Consider the following 18,184-nt stretch of genomic DNA (forward strand, 5'->3'; position numbering starts at 1 on the left):
GCGATGACGCTCCGGCTCGCCCTGCTCAAGATTCCGGTGACCGATGTGACCGCATCGGTTGCCTTCTACGAGGCTGTGCTGGGGCGTGCGGCCGTGTTTGTGTCTGACGAATACGGCTGGGCGCAGTTTGACCATCCCGAACCCGGCCTTGCCCTGTATGTTCCGGGCAAGGGCGGGGGTGACGCGACACCGGGCGGATCGGTCGGCTTTCACCTGTCCGCGCCAGACCTGGATGTGCTGCACGCGCGGCTGCGGCCATTGACCGAAACAGCAAGCATTCACAGCAACGCAGATGGGTCCAAAAGTCTCGAACTGAACGACCCGGATGGCAACACTTTGAAAATCATGGAAGAGCACGCATGACCCCCGAACTCACCTACCTCACTTACGCCGTGATCCTGCTGATCGTCCACATGCTGATCCAGGCCACGTTTTCGGACCTGTCCAAAGGCATCGGCTGGGCGCTTGGCCCGCAGGATGAAAAGCGCGAACCGAGCCTTGTTGCGGGCCGCCTTGAGCGGGCGCTGACCAACTACGTCTACAACCTGCCTGCGTTCATCGCGCTGGCCCTGATGCTGGCGGTCACCGGCCTTGGCACCGAAACCACCGCCCTGGGCGCTGCCATCTGGTTCTGGGCGCGCGTGGCTTACGTGCCTGCCTATGCCTCGGCGATCCCCATGGCCCGCTCGATTGCGTGGTTCGCATCGCTCGCGGGCCTTGTTCTGATGATCGGTCCGCTGCTGGGCGCATGACCCTTGCACAGACATATCAGCGCGCCGTCGCCGCGCGGCGCGCCTTTGCCCTGCCGGGCTATCCGACGCTTGCGCAGGCGGGGTTCGATGGCGACTACGTCTCGCCCATCCAGATGACGTCCGGCAATCTGACCGGGCCGCTCTTGATGTCCAAGGACTGGCTTGATGCGCCGTCGGCGGAACGGCACAGGGATCAGCTGCAGGCCACGGGGTATTTGCCGACCAACCCGTTCAATCAGGTGATCGACCGGGTGCTGGGGTTGCTGGGCCTGACGCGGGCCGACATCTACATCACGCCGATCTTTCACCTTTTGACGCCTCGCCGGTCCTCCACCATCCCAGTCGCCCATGCGCGCGCCAGCTTTGACGCGGTGGGGCGGTTCGAGCTGATGGGGCGGCGGCCTGTGGCGCTTGGCACCGACAGCGCGCGGGTGTTGCGCCATTTCGGGGTCCATCACGTGCCTGCCCCCCACCCCTCGGCCCGGATCGGCAGCTATGATGCGCGTGCTGCACAGATCGCAGCGGCGGTGCGTGCCGTATGACGCCCGAGTTGACCGCCCTCACCCTTGCCGCGCTGTTACAGGTGGTCCAGTTCGTGCTGATGGCGGTGCCCGCCAACCTTGAGCTGGGACAGGGCAAAACGCTCAGCCCACGCGACCGCGACCGCCTTGGCGGCAGCCTCGAAGACATGCTGAGCACCCGCACTGCGCGCCTGTATCGCGCGCTCGACAACCACTTCGAAGGGCTGATCCTGTTTTCAATCGCCTGCGTGGTGGTGACACTGGGTGAAAAATCCGGCACGTTCACCACAATATGTGCCTACATTTATCTGATCGCCCGCATCGCCTACATCCCGGCCTACGCTTTCGGGTGGAGCCCGTGGCGCTCCTATATCTGGATGACCGGCTTTTCCGCCACCACCGCCATGCTGATCGCAGCGCTGATATGAGTTTCTTCTGACCGGAAATACCACGGGGGTTCCGGGGCAGCACCCCCGTCCCGACTTGCCAAAAAGGACCAACAAAATGGCTTCTTACGACGTGATCATCATCGGCTCCGGCCCGGGCGGCTATGTCTGCGCGATCCGCTGCGCGCAGCGGGGGTTGAAAACCGCCATCGTCGAGGGGCGCGACACGCTGGGCGGCACCTGCCTGAACGTGGGCTGCATCCCCTCCAAGGCGCTGCTGCACGCGTCCCACATGCTGCACGAAGCCGAGCATAATTTTGCGACCATGGGCCTAAAGGGCAAGTCGCCGTCGGTCGACTGGAAACAGATGCTGGCCTACAAGGACGACACCATCGGGCAGAACACCAAAGGTGTCGAATTCCTGATGAAAAAGAACAAGGTCGACTGGCTGAAAGGCTGGGGCAGCATCCCCGAAGCGGGCAAGGTCAAGGTCGGCGACGACGTGCACGAGGCCAAGTCGATCGTCATCGCCTCAGGGTCCGAGCCGTCCTCCCTGCCCGGGGTCGAGGTTGATGAAAAGGTTGTCGTCACCTCAACCGGTGCGCTGGAACTGGGCAAGGTGCCCAAGCGCATGGTCGTGATCGGTGCGGGTGTGATCGGGCTTGAGCTTGGGTCGGTCTATGCCCGCCTGGGTGCCGAGGTCGAGGTGATCGAATTCCTTGACGCCATCACGCCGGGAATGGACGCCGAGGTGCAGCGCCAGTTCCAGAAGCTGCTGACCAAGCAGGGCCTCAAATTCACCATGGGGGCCGCTGTGCAGTCGGTCGAGGCGATGAAGACCAAGGCCAAGGTCACCTACAAGATGCGCAAGGATGACAGCGAACATACCGTGGACGCGGACATCGTTCTGGTCGCAACAGGGCGCAAACCCTACACCGAAGGATTGGGGCTGGACGCCCTGGGCATCGAGATGACCAAGCGCGGCCAGATCGCAGTCGATGCCCACTGGCAGACCAACGTGTCCGGCATCTATGCCATCGGCGACGTGATCGAAGGGCCGATGCTGGCCCACAAGGCGGAAGACGAGGGCATGGCCGCCGCCGATCAGATCGCGGGCAAACATGGGCACGTGAATTACGGCGTGATCCCCGGTGTGATCTACACCCACCCCGAGGTCGCCAATGTCGGTATGACCGAAGAGGCGCTGAAAGAGGCGGGCACCAAATACAAGGCTGGCAAGTTTTCGTTCATGGGCAACGGGCGGGCCAAGGCGAATTTCGCAGGCGACGGGTTCGTGAAAATCCTCGCGGATGCAGACACCGACCGTATCCTTGGCGCGCATATCATCGGCCCTGCGGCGGGTGATCTGATCCACGAAATCTGCGTGGCCATGGAGTTCGGCGCCTCGGCCGAGGATCTGGCGCTGACCTGTCACGCCCACCCCACCTATTCCGAAGCAGTGCGCGAGGCGGCACTGGCCTGCGGCTTGGGGGCCATCCACAGCTAAGGATCAGCGCGCACAGCCATGTGCATGGGACGTGTTTCAAGGCAGCAGGCCGGGTCTCTCCGGGCGGCGCGGCACGGCTGATCCACGGCCAGCCGTATGGTGAGATGCGTCCCTAAGTACTTTGCGCCGCCCATCATCGGGCGACTCTTCGCCGATCCTGCGCGGTTTGTCTGGAACTTTTCTGCCAAGGCCTACGTTTGACCGTACGCAGGCGTGGGCTGGGGATATCTTTTGTCGCTCGCTTGCTTCTTGTTTCTATCCGAGCGGAAGGCGTCGCCTTGCCGCCAGACAAAAAAGCAAAGGATGACATCATGAACCGTCGCAGCACTCTGAAACTCATTGGGGGCGGTGCCGCCCTGCTGACCCTCGCCGCATGTGCCCAACCACAGGGTGACGACATCGTCGATATCGCAGCGGGTGATCCGAACTTCTCGACCCTTGTCGCCGCCCTTCAGGCCGCCGACCTTGTGGATACGCTGCGAGGCGATGGACCATTTACCGTGTTTGCGCCGACCAATGCCGCCTTTGCCGCGCTGCCCGCTGGCACACTTGACAGCCTGCTGCTGCCTGAAAACAAAGACACGCTGACCAGCATCCTGACCTATCACGTTGTGCCCGGTCAGATCACCGCGGGCGATGTGCTTGGCACCCGTCAGAACGTCACAACCGTGAATGGCGCGACTGTCGATGTGAACGGGATTGTCGGAAAGTTCGGCTCGGGCGTCAAAGTCAACGATGCCAATGTCATCGCCGCCGACATCTTTGCGACAAACGGCGTGATCCACGCCATCGACAAGGTGCTGCTGCCCTAAGCGATACCGGCCCGGACCCGTCGGGTCCGAAGCCAGACTACCACATGGTCCGCGCAGCACGCGCGGGCCATTCTGCGTCGTAGGCTGTGCCGCCTTCTTCGCCATTTGACACTTCGGCCAGAATTTCACCCGGTGTCGGCAATCCGTTCGCATCATCGCGCGACCACAGCCCGGCGCGCATCACGGCGCGCGCGCATTGGGTGTAAACCTCGCCCACGGCAATCACGATCACAGTTGCGGGCTGGCGCCCTTTTTGTTCGAACCGTGCGCGCAGATCGGCATCCGCCGTCAGCCGCGCCTGCCCATTCACGCGCACAACCGTGTTCGACCCCGGCACCATGAACATCAGCGACACGCGCCCGTCCTCGACGATATTGCGCAGTGAATCGAGCCGTTGGTTGCCGCGCCAGTCGGGCATGGCCAGCGTGTACGGATCGAGCGGCGTCACCACCGGCCCGTCATCGCCGCGTGGACTGCCATCTGTGCCCGCCGGCCCAACGGTGGTCAGCACAGTGAACCGCGAGGCCGCGATCCATTTGGCGTAAAGCGGGGTCAGATGATCGGCGACCTTGCGCATCGAGGCCGCCCCGGGCGTGCCATAGAGCGCTTCGAGCCCCGCAACGCTGTCAATGAATTCCATCAAACCCTCCTTCGTGCATCAGCGCATCGGACCGCGTTTCAACCACATCTTCGAGATGCGCGAGAAACGCGCTTTTTCCATGCCCGGTTCGATGACCGGCAGGAATTCGACCACCGCCAGACCAGGCTTGCGCCACATCCCCTTGCGCGGCCAGAAGATGCCCACATTGGTTGCGACCGGCACGCAGGGCTGGCCCAGCTGTTCATACAGCACCGCGGTACCGACCTTGTAGGGCTGTTTCACGCCCGGTGCGACGCGCGTGCCTTGCGAATAGATGATCAACTGTCCCGGATCGATGCGCCCCGCCTGCACGTCTGCCACCATTTTGCCGATGGCCGCGCCCCGTTTGCCCCGGATCACCGGGACGCAGTCCAGCCGTTTGGCGTAGAACCCGATGATCGGCGTCCACAGGATGTCGCGTTTCATGATGAACTTGGCCTTGGGCAGCGCCGTAAAGATCATCATGATGTCGAGGAAGGACTGGTGCTTGGCCGCGATCAGCACTTCGCCCTCGGGCACGTCCCCGCGCACTTCGTGGCGGATGCCGACCATCCAGCCCATGCTCCAAAAGACATAGCGGCTGAATGTCTTGCAGCACAGTCGCGCGCCTTCCTTGTTGAACAGCGCATAAGGGAAAAAGCCGAGGCCGATGACCAGCATCATGACGTACATCTGCGCGATGAACAGGTAGGATCGGATGGTCTGTATCATGACAGGCTCCTCAGGGCGCGGCTGGCGGCAAAGGCAGTGGCGGCCAGCGCCACCACGGCGCAGACAAGCGGCAGCACAAGGGGGACGAGCCACCCGACCCCCTGAAACCCGATGCCTGTGAGAAAGCTGGGCGCATCACCGCCCGAGGGCAGCAGCCAGACGGCGACAAGGCCGATGACCACCCCCACGCTCGATCCCACAAGGGCGCGCCATGTAAAGCGGCGCACGAAGGCCTGGGCGATGTAACTGTCGGTCGCCCCCACAAGGCGCAGCACGGCCACGACCTGGGCGTTGGCGGCAAGGGCTGCGTTCGCCGCGAGCGTGACCATCGCAGCCACTGCCGCAAGGATCAGCGCCGCCGCGAGCCAGCCCAGGACACGCAACCGCTGTGCCGCGGCCACAAGCGGCGCGCGCCAGCGGCCGTGATCGTCCAGAACGGCACCCGGTACTTCGGCCGCGAGGCGCAGGCGCAGGCCCGTCGCGTCAAAGCCCTGCCCGGCGCTCACAATCTCGATCAGGCGCGGCACGGGCAGGCTGTCCAACGGCAGGTCCGATCCAAACCACGGGGCCAGAAGGGCCTGTTGCTCGGCATCGGTCAGGGCACGGGCGCGCGCAATGCCGGGTGTGGTTTCAAGCACCTGAAGGGCCGCCGCAGTCTGTTGCGCGCGCTGGTCCTGCGGGGCCACGATGCGGATCGTCGCCGTGCCGGCCAGTTCGTTTCCCCAGCGTTCGGCCAACCGCCCGCTGGCCAGCGACAGGGCCAGCGCGAACACCGCCAGAAAGGCCATCGCGCCAGAAGCAAACAGCGTCAGTTGCGCGGTAAAGCCCGACGGCGGCACCACCCGGCCCGCATAGGGGTCGCCCAATATCAGCCCGCGCAAGGTCTTGAATTTGAACGTCACAGGTCAGCCCCTGCCAATTGTACGCGGCGGTTGGAAATGCGCAGCACGCGGGCCTGCACCTGCGCCTTGGCCGCCCGGATCAGGCTGAGGTCGTGGGTCGCGATCAGCACCGTCTTGCCCATGCGGTTCAGCTCGACCAGCAGGGTCAGCAGGCGTTGCGACATTTCCCAGTCGATATTGCCGGTGGGCTCATCCGCGAGCACGATGTCCGGTGACATGATCACGGCGCGCGCAAGGGCGGCGCGCTGGCGTTCCCCGCCCGACAGTTGCGGCGGCAGGGCCTCGGCCCGGTTGGTCAGGCCGACCCAGTTCATCAACTCGGCAAGGTCCGGGCCCGCTGCTTCGGCGTGGCGCCCTGACACGGTCAGGGGCAGCGCCACGTTGTCCGTGACCGACAGATGATCCAGAAACTGCACATCTTGATGCACCACACCGATCTTGCGACGCAATTGCGCGACGTCATCGCGTTCAAGCGAGCGCACGTCGGTCTGAAACAGGCGGATGTAACCGGCAGAAGGCAGCAGCGCCCCATAGCACAGCTTGAGCAGCGTGGTTTTGCCCGCGCCCGACGGTCCGGTCAGGAAATGAAACGATCCCGGCGCGAGCTTGACGGAGATATCCGACAAAAGTTCGCCCCCACCGTAACTGTACGCCACATTTTCAAGCTCGATCACGCGTGCCCCCGCCCATCGCGCCTGTTGTGCCTCAGCATCATGCGGGATTCAATTGGTAAGCTGGGCCACGGATACGCAAATATTACTTTTCTGGAAGTTCAACACAACATATGGTGGAACGTAAAAAGAGAGCAGGAACCGAGATGCGGCTGATTTGTCCCAATTGCGATGCGCAATATGAGGTGGTGGATGACGTGATCCCGACCGAAGGGCGGGACGTGCAATGCTCCAACTGCGGTCAGACCTGGTTTCAGCACCACCCCGACCACATGCCAGAGGCGAGCGAAGAGGTCGACGAGCCTGCGGATCTGGGCGAACCCGATGACGCCCCGGGCGAGGATGAGGAACGGGTCGCAACCACGCCGCAGCGCAAGGAACTCGACACGTCCGTCGCAGATATCCTGCGGCAGGAAGCGGAACTGGAAGCCAAGGCCCGCGCGGGCGATGCGCTCGAAAGCCAGCCGGAACTGGGGCTTCAGGACGGTGAGAGTGACGCCGAGCGCCGCAACCGCGAAGCCCAGGAGCGCATGGCCAAAATACGCGGCGAAGAAACCCCCGAACGCGCTGTGAGCGAAGCGGCGGCCACGGCCGCGGCACTGGGATCGCGTCGCGATCTGCTGCCCGATATCGAAGAGATCAATTCAACGCTGCGTTCGTCCGGCGACCGGCAGGCCGGAGTGTCAGGCCCCTCAAGTGATGCCCATGCCGCCCCGGTTGCGCCCCCTGCAAAATCGGGGTTTCGCCGTGGTTTTTCCCTGATGATCCTGCTGACAGTTGTTCTGGGCGCGATCTACGTGATGGCCCCGCAGATTGCGCAGTCGATCCCGCAGGTCGATCCGTATCTCAGCAGCTATGTGGCGCAGGTTGATACGGCGCGCGCGTGGCTGGATGGCCATGTGACGTCTGTTTTGACGTGGCTCGACGCAGTTGCGTCCTCTCATGAAGGCTGACGTCGCAGCGCTTTTCGCCCAAGATCAGACGGTTCAGAATCGATCCAGCAGGCGCTTGAGGTAATCCAGCTCGACATCCGGACGTTCCCCTTCGCCCGAGCGGCGGCGGATTTCGTCCAGCAGATCGCGCGCCCGGCGATAGACATCCTCGCCCTGCAACAACCCTTCTTCGGTGCCCACGGACCCGTTTGACCCGGGATCACGCCCCAATGGATCGCGCGCGTCGGCCCGGCGATCGGAATCGGCCATGCCCTGACCCTGCTGACCATTCTGCGCCTCTTGCTGCATCGCCTCACCCAGCGCGCGCATGCCTTCGCGCAGCGCTTCCATGGCCTGGGACTGGTTGTCGATGGCTTCGGCAAAATCATCCTGGCGCAGCGCCTCTTCGGCCCCGTCCATGGCGCGTCCTGCGCGATCCAGCGCGTCACGGGCGGCATCCCCTTCGGGCGTGCCCGCACCGGGAAGGCTGCCTTGCTGGCGGTTCAACTCATCGCGCAGCGCCTGCTGGCGGTCGGCGAGCGACTGTGCGCCCTGCCCCTGACCCTGCTGGTCGCCTTCGGCGCCTTCCTGGCCGTCACCCTGTTCGCCCTGACCTTCACCACCCTGACTGTGCTGCTGGCCCTGACCCTGGCCGCCACTGCGCCCTTCATTGCCCTGACTTTCGCCGGCCTGTGCCCCGGGATTGAACTGTTCCTGAAGGTCGCGGAAGGCCTGATCGGACAGGCCCTGCTGTTCGCGCAGTGTTTCGGCCAGCCCTTCCATCGCCTGTTCACCGGGGGATTGGCCGCCTTGGCCCTGCCCTTGGGTGACGCGCATGTTTTCGAGCATTTCCTGCAATTCCTGCAGCGCCTGTTCGGCTTCGGCCATGCGGCCCTGTTCCATCAATTCCTGAATGCGGTCCATCATGCGCTGCAGATCGTCCTGATTCATCTGCATCTGGTTCTGGCCGTTTTGCTGATTGCCGCTGTTGGGGTTGGCCTCGTCGTCAAGCTCGGCCTGACGCGACAGCTGGCGCATGTAGTCGTCCGTGGCGCGGCGCAACTCGCGCATCAACTCTTCGATCTCGGCCTGACTGGCCCCGTCGCGCATCGCCTGGTTCAACCGTTCCTTGGCGCGGCGCAGGCGTTCGAGTGCGCTGGACAAGTCCCCCTCTTCGATCCCGAGGGCGAGGTCCCACATGTCGCGCGCGATGTCGTCCTGCTGTTCGTCGGTGAGGCCGTAGCTTGCCAGCGTTTCGAGTTTGGTGATGACGCGGCGCAGGCGCAACTGGTCGACTTCCTTGCGGAACACCTCTTCGGGGCGGTGGGCGACGGCGCGCAGGATCTGGCCGATGCGCGTGGCGTTGTCCCGCGACCACAGCAGATCGCGGCGCTGTTCGATCACAGCCGCCGCCAACGGGTCAAAAAAGCGGCGCCCCGGCAGCACGATCTGGCGCGGCTCGGTCTCGGCCTGTTGTTCGGCGGCATCCAGCACGCTCAGCACCACGGTCACGGGCAGGTTGGCCCATGGGTGTTCGGAAAAGTCTTCGATCAGGCTTTCCTCGAACTGGGCGCGGTCGCCGGCGATGGGCATGGGCAGGGACACCGTCAGTTCGGGCCGTGGATCAGGGTCGATGGCCAGCCCGTGGCGGCGGTCAACCGATGGCAGATCAAGTGCGAAACGCGCCTCGCCTGCCTCGACGCCGTAGTCGTCCGATGCGCTATAGGGCAGCGACATCTCACCCAGCGCATCCGAATCCGGCCCGTTGAGGATGGAAACACGCGGGGCGGTGTCCGGGATCACCGCGACCGACCATGTGCGCCCGCCAGGGCCGCTGATGGCGATTTCGCCCGAATTGACGACTGTGAAATCCTGTTCGGAGGCCGAGGCCGGGGGCAATTCGCCCGTCCGTCCCGACACTGTTTCGGAAACGGTCAGCGCACCGACTTCGCCGTAAAGGCGCAAGGTGATTAGGCTGCCTGCGGGCACTTCCAGCGGCCCTTCGGCGATATCGTTGAGGTAGATCGTGGGCCGCCCGGTGTAGCGCGGGCTTTCTGCCCAGCCTTCCCAGACCGGGCCTGTGGCAAGGCCCTCGCCCGCGCCGGGGGTCATGTTCGTGACGGACCCGACGCGCCATATCGATCCGAAAATCAGCGCCACGGCAAAGATTACCACCGCCACATAGCGCAGCGCATAAGGGTCGCGCCGTGCGATGCGCAGGTCGGCGGGAACCGGTTTGGCCTGCGCCGCGCGCTCTGCCATGCGCGCCTGATGTGCGCGCCACACCGCCATCGAGGCGGCGTCGGCATCGCCCACGGCTTGCGTGTCCATCAACGCCTGAATGGGCCGTCCGGGCAGGGTTTCATCAAGCCGCACAAGGGCAGCCCCTCGCGTCGGAAGCCTAAAGCGCATCACGGCATAGATCAGAGCACCAAGGCCCGCGAGAGCGGAAACGACTGTCGCCCCCCAGACCGCTTCGACCACAACGCTGTCCTGCAGGCCCAGCATCAGAACGGCCAGAACTGCCAGCACCACCGTGGCCAGCGGCCATGTGGCGCGCCAGAAGTTTTCGGCGAACATGCCAGCGCGGGTCCAGAACAGCGGCCAGCGCAATCCGCTTAGCCCGCGGCGCACGTCATGTTTCGAAAAACTGGCCATATCTCGCGTCCCTTACCGGCGGCGCGGCGCACCATAGCACCATAAACCCTCAATATAGGCTCTGATCGTATCAAAGCCACTCGGGGATGCTATCGCGATTTATCATTTCTTCAAAGGTCGGGCGTTGGCGGATCACCGCGTATTGATCGCCTTTCACCAAAACCTCCGGAATAAGAGGCCTTGTGTTGTATTCGCTGCTCATTACCGCGCCATATGCGCCCGCGGAACGGAAGGCGACGAGGTCGCCCGCATTCAGCGGCGGCATCATGCGCTGTTTGGCGAACGTATCACCAGACTCGCAGACTGGCCCGACGATGTCATAAGGCACCTGTTCGATGCCCGGAGCGGGTTCGATCACGGGCACGATGTCGTGGTGTGCCTCGTACATGGCGGGGCGGATCAGGTCGTTCATCGCGCCGTCCAGGATCAGGAAATCGCGGCCCTCGCCTGACTTCACATAGATGACTTCGCTCACCATGCAGCCTGCATTGCCTGCGATCAGACGGCCCGGTTCGATCTCGATCTCGCAGCCAAGGTGGCCGACGGTGCGTTCGACCAGTTTGCCGTAGTCGCTGGGCAGCGGCGGGGCCTCGTTGCTGCGGGCATAGGGAATGCCAAGGCCCCCGCCCAGATCAAGGCGGCGGATGGTGTGCCCGTCGGCGCGCAGGGTTTCGGTCAGCTCGGCCACCTTTTGATAGGCCAGCTCGTACGGGGCAAGATCGGTCAGTTGCGATCCGATGTGAACGTCGATGCCGATCACTTCGAGATGTTCCATCGCCGCCGCCATAGCATAGACGTCGCGGGCGCGTGCGATGGGGATGCCGAACTTGTTTTCCGACTTGCCGGTGGCGATCTTGGCGTGGGTTTTTGCGTCCACATCCGGGTTCACGCGGATGGTGATGGGGGCGATCACGCCGACTTCACCCGCGACGCGGTTTAGCACCTCCATCTCGGGTTCGGATTCGACGTTGAACTGGCGGATGCCGCCCGTCAGGGCCATACGGATTTCGTCTGCCGTCTTGCCGACACCCGAAAAAACGATCTTGTCGCCGGGCACGCCGGCCGCCTTGGCGCGCAGGTATTCCCCGCCCGACACCACGTCCATGCCCGCGCCCGCCTGCGCCAACGTCTTGAGGATCGCCTGATTGCTGGCCGCTTTCATCGCGTAGCACACCAGGTGGTCCATACCTGCAAGCGCGTCGTCGAGCACCTTGAAATGGCGCAGCAACGTGGCCGTGGAATAGACATAGAACGGCGTGCCGACCGCTGCCGCAATCTCGGCAATCGGGACGTCTTCGGCGTAAAGGGCGCCATCGCGATAAAGAAAATGATCCATCCCTGCGCCTTTATCGGGGCGCAAGGGCCAGATCAATTGCTGTTTACGGGCTGCGACTTAACGCTTCTTCTTGGCGCCTTCGTTCAGCCGCGCGACCTGTTTGGTCTGGCGGGCGGCAACAGCGTCCCAGATCGGGGCCAAATCGGAGTTCGCAACCCCGCGCGCAGCGGCAATCTGGTAAAGCATGTGCGACGGGTTGTCGTTGCATTCAACAATGTGCGGACCGTTTGCAGTCACCGCGATGTCGAACCCGCAGATGCCGAATTCCGGGAACACCGCATGGGCGTCACAGGCGATTTGCAGCGTTTCGGCCCAATGGGGCAAGGTGATGCCGATGACCGGTTGGCCGGATGTCGGATGATCAAGGATCTCTTCGGCCTTGAGGCCGGTCCCGCGCACGCAGGACAGGACCTGCCCACTGGTCAGATCGAGATGGGCCAGAAGGCTGCCCGCCTGCCAGAAATTGTCCGACATGGCGTCGGGTGCGGGCAGTTTCCACACTGCATATGCCGGTTTCGGGCCACTGCCGTCATTGGTGGTTACGACGCGCACGCAGCCGATGGCCGCGCCTGCGATCCCGGCCATGGTCGGATCGGGCGACAGCGCGTCCTGAAACAGGAAGCCACCGGGATAACGCTCCATCACTTCGGCAGCGAACGTGTCGATGTTGAGGATGTTGCCATTGCCCAGACGCAAGCTGTCGCCATCGCGCGCCTGAATGCGCACAGACCCTTCGGACAGCGAACCGTGATGGGGTTTGCCAAACAGGGGATAGGTTGCGTCGTTGCGCAGGAACGCAGCGACAGCCGCCGCATCGCGCAGCACAGGCAGTTTGCCTGCGTCACGAAAACCGCTGACCAGTGCCTGCGTTTGCGCAGTCGCGATCCCGAGTTGGGTCAGAAGTTGCGTGTAGAGCAGCTTGTTGCCCACAAAGGCGCGTGTCGGCACGGCCACGGGCGGGTTCATGGAGGTGTTGAGCGCGTTCACCCCGGCCTGCCCCAGAAAGGCGCGCTTGTCCTCAGCGCTTTTGGCCGGATCGAACAGGCGCAGGGAATAATACTCTGGCCCGCTCAGTTTTTGCGCGCCACGGCGCATCGAAAAGATATCGCGCATCTGCCGGAACGGGCTGACCCCGTATGCTTTGGCGACTTGCGCGATCATTGGGGCTTCGGCCTTTTTCGCCTTGCCCGGCGCGTCCAGAAGCGCCCCTTTTGGTGCCTGTATGCTTGTATCTGTCATGGTCTCGTGCCCCGTTTTTGATACCCAATTCTACCTCGGGTTCAGCCATAGAGCGCGAAAATGGCAACAATTGGGCGGGATTGTTTCCGAATTGGTGAGAATTTTAGGAGAGTGCGGTGGCGACCTGGGCCGGGCCTTACGCCCTAGCTAACGGGCCGTGAGCGCAGGAACAGGTAGAGCGGCAGGCCACAGCTGACCCCGATGCAGAAGGTCGCGGGGATCGCCAGCAGGCCGATCCAGTTTCGCCGCACCGCGACTTCGGAGATGATGAAGACCGTAAGGGCCACAGCCGCGATTGTCAGATCCCAGACCAGACCACTGGTCGCGGCATTGACGTGCCACGCATCGACCATTGCCATGATGTCATAGCCGTTTTCGTTGAACCACGAGATGAAGTAATACATCGGGTGGATCGACCCCCAGATCGCGAGGGCAAGGTACAGGATACGGATCGGGGCCATCAGATCAGAAGATGCCCACGCCGACACTCAGCGGCCCGCGAGAGACACCGATCGTGCCGCCCACATGCCCGCCAGACCCGACAGAGATCCCCACATTGGTCGAGATTGGCCGTTCGGGTTCACCGTCCACGCCGCAGGCAGCGACGCCGAGCAGGGCAATCAGGCAAAGGGCATGTTTCATGACAGCATCTCCTTCCAGCGGGCGACTTGCGCGCGCACCTGATCGGGCGCGGTGCCTCCGTAAGATGTACGCGATGCGACGGAATTTTCCACGCCCAAAACGTCAAAGACGTCAGATGTGATGCCGTCATGGGCGGATTTCATCTGTTCCAGCGTCAGATCGGGCAGGTCACAGCCTTGCGTTTCGGCCATGGCCACAAGGGCGCCGGTGATGTGATGTGCGTCGCGAAAGGGCAGGCCCAGCACCCGCACCAGCCAGTCGGCAAGATCGGTTGCCGTGGAAAAGCCGGAGCCTGCAGCCGCGGCAAGGCTTTCGCGATTTGCAGTCATATCCCGCACCATTCCGTCCATCGCGGCCAGCGCCAGCATCCAGTTGTCGGCTGCGTCAAAGACCTGTTCCTTGTCTTCCTGCATGTCCTTGGAATAGGCGAGCGGCAGCCCCTTCATCACCATCATCAGCGCCGTATTGGCCCCAAAGATGCGGCCCACCTTGGCGCGGATGAGTTCTGCCGCATCCGGGTTTTTCTTTTGCGGCATGATGCTGGACCCGGTCGAGAACCGGTCGGACAGGGTGACAAAGCGGAACTGGGCCGAAGACCAGATCACCAGTTCTTCGGCAAAACGGCTGAGGTGCATGGCGCAGATGCTGGCCACGTTCAGGAATTCTAGGGCAAAGTCGCGGTCACTCACCGCATCAAGGCTGTTGGCGGCGGGGCGATCAAAACCCAGGGCCTGCGCCGTCATTTCCCGGTCGATGGGAAAGGATGTGCCTGCCAGTGCCGCGGCCCCCAAGGGGCTTTCGTTCATGCGGGCACGCGCATCGCGCACACGGGACAGATCGCGGCCAAACATCTCGACATAGGCCATCATGTGATGGCCCCATGTGACCGGCTGCGCGGTTTGCAGATGGGTAAATCCGGGCATGACCCAATCTGCGCCGGCCTCGGCCTGATCGAGCAGGGCCGAGATCAGCGACAGCAATGCCCCTTCGGCAGCGTCGAACTGATCCCGCACCCAGAGTTTGAAATCGGTCGCCACCTGATCATTGCGCGACCGACCCGTGTGCAGGCGGCCCGCTGGTTCGCCGATGATCTCTTTCAGTCGCGCCTCGACGTTCATGTGGATGTCTTCCAGCGCGGTTGAAAACGCGAACGTGCCGCCCTCGATCTCTGACAAGACCGTGAGCAGGCCTTCCCGTATCGCCTCGACATCCTTATTGCTCAATATGCCCGTGGCGCCCAACATGGCGGCGTGGGCGCGCGAGCCTGCAATATCCTGGGACGCCATGCGCTGGTCAAACCCGATCGAGGCATTGATCGCCTCCATGATCGCGTCCGGCCCGGCGGCAAAGCGTCCGCCCCACATGGTGTTTGCAGATTTATCGGTCATCACAGTGGCCCATCAGAGGTAAGAAAATGAAAAGACTAGTTGCTGCAGCCCTCTACATGGCCCTCGCACTCAGCGCAATTCCCGGCCATGCCGACACGTCTGCCGCTGCCGCCCTGCGGGACGGCGATATGCGCAAGCTGATCTTTCACGACACGCCCGAAGCGGTGTCTTCGGCCGCCTTTTACCTGGCCGATGATGCGGGCACGGCGACCCTTGAGGATTATCAGGGCAAGTATGTGCTGCTGAACTTCTGGGCGACGTGGTGCGCGCCCTGCCGCCACGAGATGCCCATGCTGTCCGAACTGCAGACCGAATTCGGTGGTGATGATTTCGAAGTGCTGACCATCGCGACCGGGCGCAACTCGCCCGCTGGAATTGTCAAATTCTTTGCCGATACCGGTATCGACAACCTGCCCCGCCATCAGGACCCCAAACAGCAACTGGCCGCCCAAATGGGCATCTTTGGCCTGCCCATCACGGTGATCATCGACCGCGAGGGCCGCGAGATTGCGCGGCTGCGCGGAGATGCGGATTGGTCGAGCGATAGCGCCAAGGCGATCATTGCGGAACTGATCGGGGCCGAGGGCAGCTGACGCAACGCCACGCTTGACGCATACGACCCAACCCCGATGAGATGGGGCCGGGAGGATGCGACGTGCCACTGCACATTCTGCTCATAATGGTGATCGGCGGCATCGCGGGCATTGCGCTGGCGCTGCACCTGCTGGGGCTGTCACGCCAGTCGCCCTTTACCGAAGGGACCGCACGCGCCGCTTGGCTGCGCCATCGCCCGGACGACACTGTCCTGACTGTCGATCTGACCAATGACGGGCTTGCCGCGCGCATCCTTTCGGACAAGGGGCGCGGCATTCTGTGGCACATGGGGGCCGACACTTGTGCCCGCCTGCTGACTGGGGGCGAAGAAGCGCATGTGCGCCGGAATACCGTCACCCTGCATCTGAATGACTACACCGCCCCGAAAATCCGGCTGCACCTTACCCCGGACGAGCAGGAGAGTTGGGCCAACTGGATTACCGAGCGATGATGAGCGATCTGACCTATCCGGACGTCGTGCAACTGGCCGTGCCCTTCTTTATCGCCGCTATCGCGATTGAACTCACGTGGATTGTGATCAAGGGGCGTGGGGGGCGGTATGAAACCCGCGATGCGGTGACATCGCTGATAATGGGGGCGGGCAATGTGGCGTCGGGCATCCTTCTGGGCTTTATCGCCTATGGGTTTTTCATGTGGCTCTGGACGATCACGCCACTTGATCTGGGCACGTCGCTATGGGTGGTTGCGCTATGCTTTGTGCTGGACGATCTGCGCTATTACTGGGTCCACCGGTTCGGGCACCGCATCCGCTGGGTCTGGGCCAGCCACGTCAATCACCACTCGTCCCAGCACTACAACCTGACCACAGCGCTGCGCCAGACATGGACGGGGACGTTCACCTTTATGATGGTGGTGCGCGCGCCGCTGATCCTGCTGGGGTTTCACCCGGCCATGGTGCTGTTCTGTGGCGGGCTGAACCTGATTTACCAGTTCTGGATTCACACCGAAGCGATCAAGAAGCTGCCCCCGTGGGTCGAGGCTATCATGAACACGCCGAGCCATCACCGTGTGCATCACGGGCGCAACGCGCGCTATCTGGATGCGAACTATGCCGGCGTGTTCATCATCTGGGACAAAATGTTTGGCACGTTTGTGCCCGAACTTGAAAAGGAGAAACCGGATTACGGGCTGGTCGAAAACCTGGGCACGTTCAACCCGATCCGCGTAGCCTTTCACGAATGGGTCGGCATCTGGCGCGACATCACGCAGCCGGGCCTCAGCCTGCGCGAACGGGTGATGTACGCCGTCGCACCGCCGGGGTGGAGCCATGATGGAAGTCGCGACACATCCGAGCAGATCAAGACCAAGCATCTGGCGCGCAGACCCGGCGACAAAGGCACGCCGGGCTTTTCGTGAGACAGCCGCCTCAGGCCGCGTGGCGCAGGATCGCCGCCTCGCTGCTGCTGAGGTTGCGCCGGGCATAGGTGCCATAGGTGTGGGGATCGAATTCCAGCTCGGGCAGACGGTGCAGCAGCCGCGTGCGATCAGATTCGTCCAGCGTTGAGAGCGCCGTGTTCGCGGGATGAAAGCTTTCGGTTTCGACGCCATTGGCGCGCAACACTTCGTGGCGGGGCAGCAGGAGGTGCACATATGTCACCTGAGGCACATTCAGATCGACACTGATGGTTGTGCCATTGATCAGGTCTTTGGCGGCGACAAGCACTTCGTGTGCGTTGAACAGATCGCGCGCAACCGGGCCGTCGATCAGCATCCGGTGTTCGGGAGAGACGAGCAGTTCCTGATCCGGGCGTTCCACACCCAGTGCGCCGGTCGAGATACGCACCGGACGCAGGCGCGGCATGGCAAAAAGGCGCGCGCCGGACATGCGACGCGACCCGATCCACTGGATGTCCTGTGCGCCGTTGTCCTTGGTCGACACCTGATCGCCCTCGCGCAACTCTTCGATCAGGCGCGGGCCGTCGGGCGTGTCAATCAACGTGCCCGGCGTGAAGCAGATCACCCCACCGGCCCCTGCCCCCATCCCGTCACCGGGTGAGGTGTTGAGCGTATGGTGCACGACCCACAAATCAGTGTTGCGCGGCGGAATGTCGTCGACAAACATCAACAGCGGCGGCTTGTGCACGCCGACCTCGATCAGCGTCACGGTATAGCTTTTGCCGCCATCGGTGACGACAAAGCTGTTGTCACTGAGATGCTGCGGCGCGTCAGGATCGGGCGGGGTCAGGGGTGCGTCATCAAGGGCCGCACCCACAAGGCGATGCACCATGCGCGCCGCCCGTCTGCGCAGCGCTTCACTTCCGTCCGCCTTGTCCAGACGCAACACATCATGCGGCCCATCCACGCGCACGACGTCCCCGCGCCATGCCCATGCGGCCCCCACTGCCAATGCCGGCAACGGTGCGGCCTCAAGACCATCTACTTCTGTTTGCGACCAGGAGATGACAAACGTGCCACGAAAGCCCGTCTTCATTGCCCTATGTGCCTGCCTTGTCTTTTTTTATTGCGGCTATC

20 protein-coding genes and 1 pseudogene are annotated in these 18,184 nt (G+C 63.1%); 10 read left to right on the forward strand and 11 right to left on the reverse strand.

Going from position 1 to position 18,184, the window contains the following annotated elements; translation table 11 throughout:
- Positions 1–3: 3 nt before the first annotated feature.
- From ACERZ8_RS01575 to ACERZ8_RS01600, 6 genes are all read left to right on the forward strand, one after another.
- Positions 4–363, forward strand: a complete 360-nt coding sequence (locus tag ACERZ8_RS01575; protein ID WP_407590366.1) for a VOC family protein — start codon at positions 4–6, stop codon at positions 361–363.
- Positions 360–752, forward strand: a complete 393-nt coding sequence (locus ACERZ8_RS01580; protein ID WP_407590367.1) for an MAPEG family protein — start codon at positions 360–362, stop codon at positions 750–752. Before ACERZ8_RS01575 ends, ACERZ8_RS01580 begins: the two co-directional genes overlap by 4 nt.
- Positions 749–1,294 (forward strand): hypothetical protein, encoded by a 546-nt coding sequence (locus tag ACERZ8_RS01585; protein ID WP_407590368.1) that lies wholly within the window; start codon positions 749–751, stop codon positions 1,292–1,294. The genes ACERZ8_RS01580 and ACERZ8_RS01585 overlap by 4 nt, the downstream gene beginning before the upstream one ends.
- Complete coding sequence (locus ACERZ8_RS01590) at positions 1,291–1,701, forward strand: MAPEG family protein (RefSeq protein WP_407590369.1); 411 nt, start codon at positions 1,291–1,293, stop codon at positions 1,699–1,701. Before ACERZ8_RS01585 ends, ACERZ8_RS01590 begins: the two co-directional genes overlap by 4 nt.
- 76 nt (positions 1,702–1,777) lie before the next feature.
- Positions 1,778–3,166: a dihydrolipoyl dehydrogenase gene (gene lpdA / locus ACERZ8_RS01595; RefSeq protein WP_407590370.1), complete on the forward strand. Its 1,389-nt coding sequence runs from the start codon at positions 1,778–1,780 to the stop codon at positions 3,164–3,166.
- 311 nt (positions 3,167–3,477) lie between these two features.
- Positions 3,478–3,978, forward strand: a complete 501-nt coding sequence (locus ACERZ8_RS01600) for a fasciclin domain-containing protein (RefSeq protein WP_407590371.1) — start codon at positions 3,478–3,480, stop codon at positions 3,976–3,978.
- 37 nt (positions 3,979–4,015) lie between these two features.
- Here ACERZ8_RS01600 and ACERZ8_RS01605 read toward each other — a convergent pair whose 3' ends face one another.
- The 4 genes and pseudogenes from ACERZ8_RS01605 to ACERZ8_RS01620 form a co-directional block, all read right to left on the reverse strand.
- Positions 4,016–4,618 carry a pyridoxamine 5'-phosphate oxidase family protein gene (locus ACERZ8_RS01605; protein WP_407590372.1) on the reverse strand — a complete coding sequence of 201 codons (603 nt, stop codon included), beginning with the start codon at positions 4,616–4,618 and terminating at the stop codon, positions 4,016–4,018.
- Positions 4,605–5,329 (reverse strand): annotated as a pseudogene (locus ACERZ8_RS01610) (lysophospholipid acyltransferase family protein). The gene ACERZ8_RS01605 and the pseudogene ACERZ8_RS01610 overlap by 14 nt, the downstream one beginning before the upstream one ends.
- On the reverse strand, positions 5,326–6,231 hold the full coding sequence (locus ACERZ8_RS01615; RefSeq protein WP_407590373.1) for a cell division protein FtsX: 906 nt from the start codon (positions 6,229–6,231) through the stop codon (positions 5,326–5,328). Before ACERZ8_RS01615 ends, ACERZ8_RS01610 begins: the two are co-directional and overlap by 4 nt.
- Positions 6,228–6,905: a cell division ATP-binding protein FtsE gene (locus ACERZ8_RS01620; protein ID WP_407590374.1), complete on the reverse strand. Its 678-nt coding sequence runs from the start codon at positions 6,903–6,905 to the stop codon at positions 6,228–6,230. The genes ACERZ8_RS01615 and ACERZ8_RS01620 overlap by 4 nt, the downstream gene beginning before the upstream one ends.
- A gap of 143 nt (positions 6,906–7,048) precedes the next feature.
- Here ACERZ8_RS01620 and ACERZ8_RS01625 point away from each other — a divergent pair, with 143 nt between their 5' ends.
- Positions 7,049–7,855: a zinc-ribbon domain-containing protein gene (locus ACERZ8_RS01625; protein WP_407590375.1), complete on the forward strand. Its 807-nt coding sequence runs from the start codon at positions 7,049–7,051 to the stop codon at positions 7,853–7,855.
- Positions 7,856–7,888: 33 nt separating this feature from the next.
- Here ACERZ8_RS01625 and ACERZ8_RS01630 read toward each other — a convergent pair whose 3' ends face one another.
- The 6 genes from ACERZ8_RS01630 to argH form a co-directional block, all read right to left on the reverse strand.
- Positions 7,889–10,492, reverse strand: a complete 2,604-nt coding sequence (locus ACERZ8_RS01630; RefSeq protein WP_407590376.1) for a TIGR02302 family protein — start codon at positions 10,490–10,492, stop codon at positions 7,889–7,891.
- Between the two features lie 70 nt (positions 10,493–10,562).
- Complete coding sequence (gene lysA, locus ACERZ8_RS01635; protein ID WP_407590377.1) at positions 10,563–11,828, reverse strand: diaminopimelate decarboxylase; 1,266 nt, start codon at positions 11,826–11,828, stop codon at positions 10,563–10,565.
- Positions 11,829–11,885: 57 nt separating this feature from the next.
- Positions 11,886–13,067 carry a sugar-transfer associated ATP-grasp domain-containing protein gene (locus ACERZ8_RS01640; RefSeq protein ID WP_407590378.1) on the reverse strand — a complete coding sequence of 394 codons (1,182 nt, stop codon included), beginning with the start codon at positions 13,065–13,067 and terminating at the stop codon, positions 11,886–11,888.
- Positions 13,068–13,210: 143 nt separating this feature from the next.
- On the reverse strand, positions 13,211–13,528 hold the full coding sequence (locus ACERZ8_RS01645; RefSeq protein ID WP_407590379.1) for a DUF2834 domain-containing protein: 318 nt from the start codon (positions 13,526–13,528) through the stop codon (positions 13,211–13,213).
- Positions 13,529–13,532: 4 nt separating this feature from the next.
- Entirely contained in the window at positions 13,533–13,709 is a 177-nt protein-coding gene (locus ACERZ8_RS01650; protein ID WP_407590380.1) for a hypothetical protein, read from the reverse strand.
- Positions 13,706–15,097, reverse strand: a complete 1,392-nt coding sequence (gene argH / locus ACERZ8_RS01655; protein ID WP_407590381.1) for an argininosuccinate lyase — start codon at positions 15,095–15,097, stop codon at positions 13,706–13,708. Before argH ends, ACERZ8_RS01650 begins: the two co-directional genes overlap by 4 nt.
- 26 nt (positions 15,098–15,123) lie before the next feature.
- On the opposite strand from argH, the gene ACERZ8_RS01660 reads away from it, so the two are divergent.
- From ACERZ8_RS01660 to ACERZ8_RS01670, 3 genes are all read left to right on the forward strand, one after another.
- A complete protein-coding gene (locus ACERZ8_RS01660; protein WP_407590382.1) occupies positions 15,124–15,690 on the forward strand; it encodes a TlpA disulfide reductase family protein in 567 nt (188 codons plus the stop codon).
- A gap of 62 nt (positions 15,691–15,752) precedes the next feature.
- Positions 15,753–16,142, forward strand: coding sequence for a hypothetical protein (locus ACERZ8_RS01665; protein ID WP_407590383.1), 390 nt, complete (start codon positions 15,753–15,755; stop codon positions 16,140–16,142).
- Positions 16,139–17,068, forward strand: a complete 930-nt coding sequence (locus tag ACERZ8_RS01670; RefSeq protein ID WP_407594127.1) for a sterol desaturase family protein — start codon at positions 16,139–16,141, stop codon at positions 17,066–17,068. Before ACERZ8_RS01665 ends, ACERZ8_RS01670 begins: the two co-directional genes overlap by 4 nt.
- Positions 17,069–17,078: 10 nt before the next feature.
- Here the strand turns inward: ACERZ8_RS01670 and ACERZ8_RS01675 are convergent, their stop codons facing one another.
- On the reverse strand, positions 17,079–18,143 hold the full coding sequence (locus tag ACERZ8_RS01675; RefSeq protein ID WP_407590384.1) for a Hint domain-containing protein: 1,065 nt from the start codon (positions 18,141–18,143) through the stop codon (positions 17,079–17,081).
- Positions 18,144–18,184: the final 41 nt, after the last annotated feature.

The sequence above is a fragment of the Tateyamaria armeniaca genome (assembly GCF_045797845.1).
Classification (GTDB): domain Bacteria; phylum Pseudomonadota; class Alphaproteobacteria; order Rhodobacterales; family Rhodobacteraceae; genus Tateyamaria; species Tateyamaria armeniaca.